The 9,181-nt window shown below is 66.5% G+C and carries 8 protein-coding genes and 1 tRNA gene; 3 read left to right on the top strand and 6 right to left on the bottom strand.

Annotated elements, in window-relative coordinates; genetic code table 11:
• On the bottom strand, positions 1-529 hold a 529-nt coding region (locus ACWDU1_RS24275; RefSeq protein WP_450001815.1), incomplete at its 3' end, for an MFS transporter.
• Between the two features lie 244 nt (positions 530-773).
• On the opposite strand from ACWDU1_RS24275, the gene ACWDU1_RS24280 reads away from it, so the two are divergent.
• Positions 774-983, top strand: coding sequence for a hypothetical protein (locus tag ACWDU1_RS24280; RefSeq protein WP_450001817.1), 210 nt, complete (start codon positions 774-776; stop codon positions 981-983).
• A 341-nt stretch (positions 984-1,324) separates the two neighbouring features.
• Here ACWDU1_RS24280 and ACWDU1_RS24285 read toward each other — a convergent pair.
• A tRNA-Lys gene (locus tag ACWDU1_RS24285) sits at positions 1,325-1,397 on the bottom strand.
• Between the two features lie 309 nt (positions 1,398-1,706).
• Between ACWDU1_RS24285 and ACWDU1_RS24290 the strand changes: the two genes are divergently transcribed.
• Positions 1,707-2,912 carry a L,D-transpeptidase gene (locus ACWDU1_RS24290; RefSeq protein WP_450001819.1) on the top strand — a complete coding sequence of 402 codons (1,206 nt, stop codon included), beginning with the start codon at positions 1,707-1,709 and terminating at the stop codon, positions 2,910-2,912.
• Positions 2,913-2,971: 59 nt separating this feature from the next.
• Here ACWDU1_RS24290 and ACWDU1_RS24295 read toward each other — a convergent pair whose 3' ends face one another.
• From ACWDU1_RS24295 to ACWDU1_RS24310, 4 genes are all read right to left on the bottom strand, one after another.
• A complete protein-coding gene (locus ACWDU1_RS24295; RefSeq protein ID WP_450001821.1) occupies positions 2,972-3,946 on the bottom strand; it encodes an ABC transporter ATP-binding protein in 975 nt (324 codons plus the stop codon).
• 15 nt (positions 3,947-3,961) lie between these two features.
• Entirely contained in the window at positions 3,962-4,810 is an 849-nt protein-coding gene (locus tag ACWDU1_RS24300) for an ABC transporter permease (protein ID WP_450001823.1), read from the bottom strand.
• On the bottom strand, positions 4,803-5,633 hold the full coding sequence (locus tag ACWDU1_RS24305) for an ABC transporter permease (protein ID WP_450001825.1): 831 nt from the start codon (positions 5,631-5,633) through the stop codon (positions 4,803-4,805). Before ACWDU1_RS24305 ends, ACWDU1_RS24300 begins: the two co-directional genes overlap by 8 nt.
• 102 nt (positions 5,634-5,735) lie before the next feature.
• On the bottom strand, positions 5,736-7,775 hold the full coding sequence (locus ACWDU1_RS24310) for an oxidoreductase (RefSeq protein WP_450001826.1): 2,040 nt from the start codon (positions 7,773-7,775) through the stop codon (positions 5,736-5,738).
• A 726-nt stretch (positions 7,776-8,501) separates the two neighbouring features.
• On the opposite strand from ACWDU1_RS24310, the gene ACWDU1_RS24315 reads away from it, so the two are divergent.
• Entirely contained in the window at positions 8,502-9,137 is a 636-nt protein-coding gene (locus ACWDU1_RS24315) for a transglycosylase SLT domain-containing protein (protein WP_450001828.1), read from the top strand.
• The last annotated feature ends 44 nt before the right edge of the window (positions 9,138-9,181 follow it).

Below are 9,181 nucleotides of genomic sequence, written 5' to 3' on the forward strand. Positions count from 1 at the left end.
CGCCGGCGATGAAACCCACGTAGCAGATCAGCAGCAGGAAGATCCCGCCGAAGTAACCCATCGCCCAGCCGAACCCGGAGACGCGGCCCACGGTCGCCGGTGTGGACACCTGGCGCAGCATCGCGTTGTACGGCACGGTCGCGAGTTCGACGAAGATATGGCCGAAGGCCAGCAGCACCAGCCCCAGCCAGAGGTAGTGATACTCGTCACGGACGAAGAACATGGCCGCTATCAGGCAGACGGTCACCGCCGTCATGATCGCGAGCGACCGCTTGCGATTGGCGGTCGCGTCGAATCGCTGACCCGTCACCGGGGCCGTCAGTGCCACTATCAGGCCCGCGATACCGAGGGCCCAGCCGAGCCAGGCACTGGCGGAGATACCGCCGGGAAGATCCTCCCCCACGCTGTCGGTGAGGTAGACCGCGAAGACGAAGGTCCCGATGACCGCGTGGAACGCGGCCGACCCCCAGTCCCACAGCCCCCACGCGGCCACCTGTCCGCGACCCACCCGCGCGTCCGCCTCGCTCATACCGCGCACACTAACCGATCCGCCGGAAACCGGCCGGGCCTCGGCGGATGTGCGGTCCGGCCACGTCCGAGGTTTCCCCTTGCCCATCCCCCACCCCTGCCGGGTATCCGATCTTCCAGCGCGCGAACGGATTCCCGGCCGGCTCACCGCCGGCGAATTTCCGGTATCGGCATGGAACCGCCGGGCGAGCAGCGGCGTCGAAGTCGGTATCACTACCCGGAAATCGAGAATCAGAGGAATCCCCGTGATACGCATCCTTCTCAAGACCGCTTTCGCCTCGGCCATCGCGGTGGCCGGCGTGTTCGCCGCGGACGCGACCGCCGCTGCCCAGACCCACTGCGGTGATGTCTACACCTACACCGCCCCCAACGGGGCGAAGATGACCGGCCGCGACTGCAAGGTCTACGACATGAATGGGAATGTGCTGGAGCATTACTTTCAGAGCATGAACTGACGAGACCGGTTCGGCCTCGGGACGTCGAGGGGCCCACTTCCCGTGGCCCCTCGAATGTCACCTCTTCTCCGGTGGCGTCGACCCCGCCGGGGGTGGGGTCACAGCCCGGCCACTCGTGTCCAGCCCGATACACGATCTTGATGTGATGTAGTTCATACGGCTGTAGGTTTGGATTCCGGTCGCCAAAAAATCCCCGAAACCGCAGGTAGCGGTGCCGGGGAGAAAAGTCAGCGGATTACAGTTCGGACTCGACCCGTCGAAGGGGAGTTTCAGGGGACCCAGAGGGGTGGCCGAGACTTCTAATAGTGAAGAACCCGCAGATGGGAGATGGTTTTGATGAGTGCGCCATCAGGGACTCGAACCCCGAACCCGCTGATTAAGAGTCAGCTGCTCTGCCAATTGAGCTAATGGCGCGTGCTCCGCCGTGCGGTGCGGGACAGACATTAACAGGCCCGGGCCGCAGAAGTGAAATCGATAGCCAGTCGGGCGGGTGTGAGCCGCGCGACGCCGTAACGGACAGTGGCCCGAATCCTATGTGTAGGTGGGCCGCCCGATCCCGAGTAGTTGATCTTCGGTTGGGATCACCTCGTGACGGCTGGCAGAATAGTAGGACGTGGTCTCGACCGGTCCCGCCGCTGCGGTGGGTCGAGGTGAGCAGGAAATCGGTCGGATCCGAAGCCATCGGCGCGGAGCGGGTGCGCCGGGACTTGAAACGGGGTTGATATGCGTACAGGTGATCGGCGCAGGCCGATCGGTCGGTTCTTCGTGCCGATTCTTCTCATCAGTTTGATCGCTTTGGTGATGTCCGGGTGTTCGTCCTCCGAAGCTGCGGACACATCCGTCGCCATCGATCGCAACCCCCTCACCGAGCTCATCAAGCCCAAACTCGTCGCTCCCGTCAAGGACGGCGATATCGGTGTATCGCCGGCGGCGCCGCTGAAGTTCGAGATCTCCGATGGCCTGTTCACCGATGTGGCGCTGGTCAATCCGGACGGCCAGCCGGTGGCGGGGCAGCTGTCGCAGGACAAGCGCAGTTGGAGCACCAGCGAGCCGCTGGGGTACAGCAAGACCTACCGCCTGCAGGCGCGGTCGATCGGGCTGGGCGGAGCCGCCACATCGGGTATGAGCTTCACCACGACCGCACCCGGAAACGTCACCAAGCCCTACCTCGTACCCGGTGAGGGCGAGGTGGTCGGGATCGGCCAGCCGGTCGCGATCCAGTTCGACGAGAACATCCCCGACCGCAAGGCCGCGCAGGATGCCATCACGATCAAGACCAACCCGCCGGTCGAGGGTGCCTTCTACTGGGTCAACAACCGGGAGGTCCGCTGGCGGCCCGAACATTTCTGGGCTTCGGGCACCCGCGTCGACATCAACGTGAACGTCTACGGCAAGGATCTCGGCAACGGGCTCTACGGCCAGGACGACATCACCTCGCACTTCGTGGTCGGCGATGCCGTGGTCTTCAAGGCCGACGACAATACGAAAATGGTCACGGTCGAGAAGAACGGCCAGGTGATACGGACCATGCCTACCTCGATGGGCAAGGACGACACCCCCACCGACAACGGGGTCTACATCCTGGCAGACCGCCACGAACATATCGTCATGGATTCCTCGACCTACGGCGTCGCGGTGAACTCGGCCGACGGCTACCGCACCGACGTCGACTGGGCCACCCGGATGTCCTACAGCGGGATCTTCTTCCATTCGGCCCCGTGGTCGCTGGGCGCACAGGGCAACACGAACACCAGTCACGGCTGCCTCAACTTGAGCCCCGCCGACGCCCAATGGGTGTACAACACGGCCAAACGCGGTGATATCACGATCGTGCAGAACACGGTCGGCGGCACCCTGTCCGGAGTGGACGGCCTGGGCGACTGGAACATCCCGTGGTCGGAGTGGAAAGCCGGTAACGCCAAGGCGTAAAGGCCCATTCGCGAACATCTCACCCGATGCCGGGCCCTCAGGGCCCGGCATCGTTGCGTTCAGCGGGCGGTCTCGTACAGCCGGCGCACGATGTCCTCGATATCGGGCTCCTCGATCGAGAGATCGCGCACTCTCGCGCGTGCGGAGACCTCGGCCAGCAGCTCCGCGGCGGTGGTGGTCTCCGCGTCGAAAGCGAACCGCTGCCGCATCCCCTCCGCCTCCGCGGCCACCAGCCGGGCTCCGGACAATCCGTGCAGCGGCGGCGCCGGTTCGGCGAAATCCACGACCAGCACCCGCTGCGCACCGACCGTCGCGCCGAGACCGTCGAGCGAACCGTCGTAGGCGAGCCGCCCGTGGTCCACCACCAGTACCCGGTCACAGAGGCGCTCGATATCGCCCATATCGTGTGTGGTCAGCAATAGGGTGGTACCGCGTTCGCGGCGTTCGGCGCGCAGGAACTCACGCAGCCGCTGCTTCGACAGCACGTCCAGGCCGATGGTCGGCTCGTCGAGGATTACCAGCTCCGGGGAATGCAGCAGCGCCGCGGCCACCTCCGCCCGCATCCGCTGCCCCAGGGACAGCTGCCGCACCGGCGTATCCAGGGTGTCCGCCATTTCCAGCTGGGCCACCAGCTCGGCGGTGCGGGCCCGGCCGGCCGCCGGCTCCAGCCGGTGGATGGCGGACAGGATCGTGAAGGATTCGTGCAGCGGCAGATCCCACCACAGCTGGGACCGCTGCCCGAACACCACCCCTATCCGGCCCGCCAGCTCGCGTCGGCGCCGGATGGGCTCCAATCCGCAGGTCCGCACCGCTCCGGAGGTCGGAACGAGGATGCCGGTGAGCATTTTGATGGTGGTCGACTTCCCGGCTCCGTTCGCGCCGATATATCCGACCGCCGCGCCACGCTCGACCGTGAAACTCAGGGCATCGACCGCGGTGACCAGTTCCCGCCGGCGCCGCCTGCCCTCCCGCCGGTACCGGACGAACTGCCGTGTCAGCTCGTCCACCTCGATGATCGAATCCACCCCGGCCATCACCGATCTCCCATCTCATCCACCGCCGCTCTGATAGTGCCTGGTGCCCAGCCGCCACATCGCCGCGGCGAGCGTCCACACCCACAACGTCGCGACCGGCACCAGCCACGCCAGCCAGGACGGCAGGCCCGCCGGGCCCGGTAGTCCGAGGACCGCCAACGTCGGGAAGTAGGCGGTGAACGCGACCGGTATCGCGACGCAGAACAACATCCGCAGTGGAGTGGGGAAGACCGAGGTGGGCTGGGTCGCCGCGAACGAACCGCCGTAGGTGAAGCTGTTGGTCAGCTCCGCGCCGTCTATCAGGAAGAACTGACAGCCCGCCGCCATGACGAACAGACCGGCGAACAAGGCGGCGCCGCAGGTCAAGGTCAGCAGGATCAGTACCACGGTGCCCATCGACCACTCGATATCGTTGCGTACGAGTCCGGCGGCCAGCACCACCAGGGCCACCGAGGCACGGGCCAGGCGCCGCAGAGAGAAATCGCTGGTGATCAGCTGGAGCAGCACCGGCTGCGGGCGCAGATGATAGATATCGAGCAGGCCCAGGCGGATCAGGTTCGGCAGTTTGTCCAGGTGACCGCAGACGAGCTGGCCCGCGGCGAAGGCGAGGTTGCTCATCCCGAACAGCAGCAGCGCGGCATCCATATCCAGCCCGCCCAGCACCTTCGCCTGCCGGAATATCAGCCACACCTCGGCGAACTCCACCAGGCCGAGCAACGCCGCCGCCAGCATCTCACCGCCGAACGACAGCCGGTAGGAGCGCTGCGCCCGGATCCGCGAACCCACCACCGCCGCGTAGGGCCGCCAACGCGATCCGGCCGGTCCGGGCCGCTGCGGGAGGGCGGGCGCTGTGGTCTCACCCACCCTGGACCTCCAGTTTCCGGCGGCCCGCCGCGAGCAGTACCCGCCCGAGGGCCATCATCACCAGCAACCAGAAGACCTGGGTGCCGACGACGTGCACCGCCTCCCAGCCCACGACCCGGCCGGACAGCACATCCACCGGGGCCTGCAACATCGACGGAAACGGGGTCGCGAGGGCGAGGGTGCGCAACCAGTCCGGAAACAGGTGCACGGGAACGAACAGGCCTGCGAGGAAAGGGCCGCAGGTCTGGTAGAGCGTCCGGATTCCCCGGGTTTCCACGACCCAGAAACCGGCCATGGTCAGCGCGAAGAGGGCGAGGAAGGAGATCGCCGCCGCGCACAGCACACTCGCCGCGCCGAGCAGGTAGGACTCGGGGGCGCGGGGCAGGACCAGGCCGAAAGTGAGCGAGCCGATCACCAGGCTCGGCAGCCCGCGCGGGATGAGTGTGCACGCGGCGCGGCCGATATCGGCGGCGAGATTGCTCAGCTGGATATCGACGGGTCGCAGGAAGTCGACGACGATATCACCGGTGCGGATCCGTTCGGCGAGTTCGAGTTCGGCCGCCATGAACTGCAGTGCGCCGAGCAGCCCCTGGGAGATCCACACATACGCGCCGATACTGCCGGCGTCGTACCCGGCGAAACCACCCGTGGACCCGACCGCCGCCACCATCACCGCCGCCCGGACGAACCCGAACACACAGTTGGTGAACAGCCCCGCGAACATGGCGAGTTTGTATTGCCACTGCCGCCGGAAGCCCGCGACCATCAGCCGCCAATAGACCTTCGCCGTACCCGGTGGATCGGCCGCGCCCGGCACCGTCACCCCCTACCTCGTGCGAACACAAGGACGGAACACTACCGCGCGAACCCGTTCGGGAAAAGGTTATTTCGCGCCGGTGGGCCGGTGCGCGGCCCACCGGCGGTCTCACAGCCGGGCGGCCAGCCGCGTGCCCTGGTCTATCGCGCGTTTGGCGTCGAGTTCGGCGGCCAGTTCCGCACCACCGATGAGATGCACCGCGATACCGGCGGCCGCCAGCTCCGCCTCCAGATCGCGAACCGATTCCTGACCGGCGCACACGATGACATTGTCGACCCGCAGCACCCGGGGACGTTCGCGTTTCGGCCCGAAGCTGATGTGCAGCCCGTCGTCATCGATGCGCTCGTAGTTCACGCCGCCGATCTGCTCCACGCCCTTGGCCTTCAACGCCGCCCGGTGCACCCAGCCGGTCGTCTTGCCGAGCCCCTTCCCGAAGGGGGTGTCCTTACGCTGGAGCAATACCACCTCCCGGGCGGCGGGCGCCGGGCGGGCGGTACGCAACTGCCCGGGCAGCCGCTCGTCCTCGGAATCGACACCCCATTCCTGTTTCCATTCGTCGGCCTTCAGCGTGGGGTGTCCCTCGACGGTGAGGTATTCGCTGACGTCGAATCCGATACCACCGGCGCCGATCACCGCGACCCGTGCGCCGACCGGCTTCTCCGCACGCACCAACTCCGCGTAGGACAGCACCATCGGGTGATCGATCCCGGGGATATCGGGAATCCGGGGCCGTACCCCGGTGGCCAGTACGACCTCGTCGTACCCGCCGGCCACCAGCTCGGACGCGGTCACGGGTGTGTTCAGGTGTACCCGCACACCGGTGCGTTCGAGCCGGCGGGAGAAATATCGGATGGATTCGTCGAACTCTTCCTTACCGGGAATCCGCCGGGCGATATCGAACTGGCCGCCGATCCGGTCCAGCGCCTCGAACAGTTCGACCCGGTGGCCGCGCTCGGCGAGGTTGACCGCCGCCGACAGGCCCGCGGGCCCGGCTCCGACCACCGCGATCCGTTTGGCCCGGCGGGTGGGCAGCAGCACGAGTTCGGTCTCGTGCCCGGCCCGGGGGTTGAGCAGGCACGAGACGGTGCGGCGCTGAAAGGCGTGGTCCAGGCAGGCCTGATTACAGGCGATGCAGGTGTTGATCTCGTCGGCGCGGCCCGCGGCCGCCTTGGCCGCCCATTCCGGGTCGGCCAGCAGCGGCCGGGCCATGGAGATCAGCTGCGCGTCGCCGCGGGTGAGGATCTCCTCGGCGATCTCGGGCATATTGATGCGGTTGGACGCGCAGACCGGGATCCCGACCGCGGCGGCGATCTTCGCGGTGAACTCGACGAACGCCGCGCGCGGCACCGAGGTGACGATGGTGGGTACTCGCGCCTCGTGCCATCCGATATCGGTGTTGAGAATATCGGCCCCGGCGATTTCGAGTTCCCGAGCCAGTTCCAGTATCTCCTCGAATGTCTGGCCGTTCTCGACCAATTCGGCCATCGACAAACGGAATACGATAATGAATTCCGGACCGACGACGGCACGGGTTCGCCGCACGATTTCCAACGCGAGCCGGCGCCGGTTCTCGGCGGATCCACCCCAGCGGTCGGTGCGTTTATTGGTGCGGGGTGCGAGGAATTGATTGATGAAATACCCCTCACCACCCATTATTTCGACTCCGTCGTACCCGGCGAACCGGGCGAGATCGGCGCAACGGACATAGTCGTCGATGGTGCGCCGGATACCCCGCTCGGTGAGCGCGCGGGGCCGGAAAGGGTTGATCGGGGCCTTGATCGAGGAAGCCGACACACTGCCCGGCACATACGCGTACCGGCCCGCGTGCAGGATCTGTAGCGCGATCTTCCCGCCGGCCTCGTGTACCGCGCGTGTGACGGTCCGGTGCCGGTAGGCCTCGGTCCGGGTGGTCAGCTTCGCGCCGAAGGGAAGGAGCCAACCGGTGCGGTTGGGCGCATAACCGCCGGTGATGATCAGTCCGACCCCGCCGCGGGCCCGTTCGGCGAAGTAGGCGGCCAGGCGATTGGTATCCCATGCGCGGTCCTCCAGCCCGGTGTGCATCGAGCCCATGACCACCCTGTTCCGCAGCGTGGTGTGCCCCAGGTCGAGCGGAGCGAACAGTTGCGGATAACTCGTCGTCGAGTCCATCGCCGGCCCTCTTTCCGGTCTCGGTCCGGGCCTTGTTACCGCCCGGTACTGCGCCTGCAGGACCCCATCACATCATCAGGCGCACCCGGATACCAGTCCGGAACGTCGGGCCGCCGGTCGATAACGGCCGGTTCCCCGGCGAGCCGCGGCGGGCGCGAAACCAGGGGTTTTCCCATCACGGAACCATCACAAACACCAAAATTCGTAGTTGCCGAGAAGAAATTCTGTGGCCTGCACCACAAGAGGTTTAACGGCATTTCCCCAGGTCGTCGCGCCGATGGAACACGTTCATTTCGGCATTCAAGATCGCGCTCATGATTTTCTCAGGCTGCGTTAACCTTCTGTTCACCTGCTGTGACCATTCTGAGATCCGGTCGATACAGACCTGAGGTTCGAAATGGCCGCCACGTTGCGGGCACGAGGTTGAGAAACAACCGCGGAAGCCCGGCGGAACGGAAATCGAAGTCGGTTTTCGCGAACACCGAACCCGAGTCCACTGTACTCCGCCCATTGGTGGAGTTGCGCGGCGCGGCGAACCGGGAAACCACCCCGGAATCGCGAAATGCGCCATCCGGACCCGAACCCGCCCGGTTCGGTGTCATTACAACAAAACCCGACAACAGCACAGTCATGTTTTCCGGTTGTGAGGCACACGCCCCGCCGCCGAAGATCCGTGCTGCCCGAACCGGGCCGGATCCCGAGACCCGATCAAGGAACCGAATCCGAATGGCTACTCATCGTTTCTCCACCCTGCGTCTGCGCACCAAGCGTGAAGCGGTCGGCTTCGCTCTCGCCACCGCCGGCCTCGTCGCCGTAACGGCCTCCTCCGCCGTCTCCATGGCCGACGACAACACCCCCAGCAAGGTCGCCATGGTCGCCGAGCAGGCCCCCGCCGCCGCGGCCCCGGCCCCCGAGGCCCTGGCCGCGAACGCCGCGCCGATCCCGGCTCCGGCCCCCGCGCCGGAAGCGCTGGCCGCCCCCGCCCCGGCCCCCGAGGCCGCTCCGGCGCCAGCCCCGGCCCCCGCGCCCGCCCCGGTCTACACCAACAACCTCGACGGCTGGATCCGCGAAGCGCTGGACATCCTCAACAAAAACGGCATCCCCGCCAGCTACGAGGGCATCCACCGCAACATCCTGCGCGAATCCTCGGGTGACCCCGCGGCCATCAACAACTGGGACTCCAACGCCATGATGGGCATCCCCTCCAAGGGCCTGCTCCAGGTGATCGACCCCACCTTCGCCGCCTACCACGTGGCCGGCACCCCGTTCGACGTGTGGAACCCGGTCTCCAACATCGCCGCGGCCTGCAACTACGCGTTCCACCGGTACGGCTCGATGGACAACGTCAACAGCGCGTACTGAGTTGTTGGAGCGCCTCCGGCGCTCGAGGGTGGGGCCCTATTAAC

Source organism: Nocardia sp. NPDC003345 (assembly GCF_053589395.1).

Excerpts from the sequence above, each read along its gene's own strand:
- ACWDU1_RS24290 (WP_450001819.1), top strand. The coding sequence starts at position 1,707 with ATGCGTACAGGTGATCGGCGCAGGCCGATCGGTCGGTTCTTCGTGCCG.
- ACWDU1_RS24295 (WP_450001821.1), bottom strand. The coding sequence starts at position 3,946 with ATGGCCGGGGTGGATTCGATCATCGAGGTGGACGAGCTGACACGGCAG.
- ACWDU1_RS24310 (WP_450001826.1), bottom strand. The coding sequence starts at position 7,775 with ATGGACTCGACGACGAGTTATCCGCAACTGTTCGCTCCGCTCGACCTG.
- ACWDU1_RS24315 (WP_450001828.1), top strand. The coding sequence starts at position 8,502 with ATGGCTACTCATCGTTTCTCCACCCTGCGTCTGCGCACCAAGCGTGAA.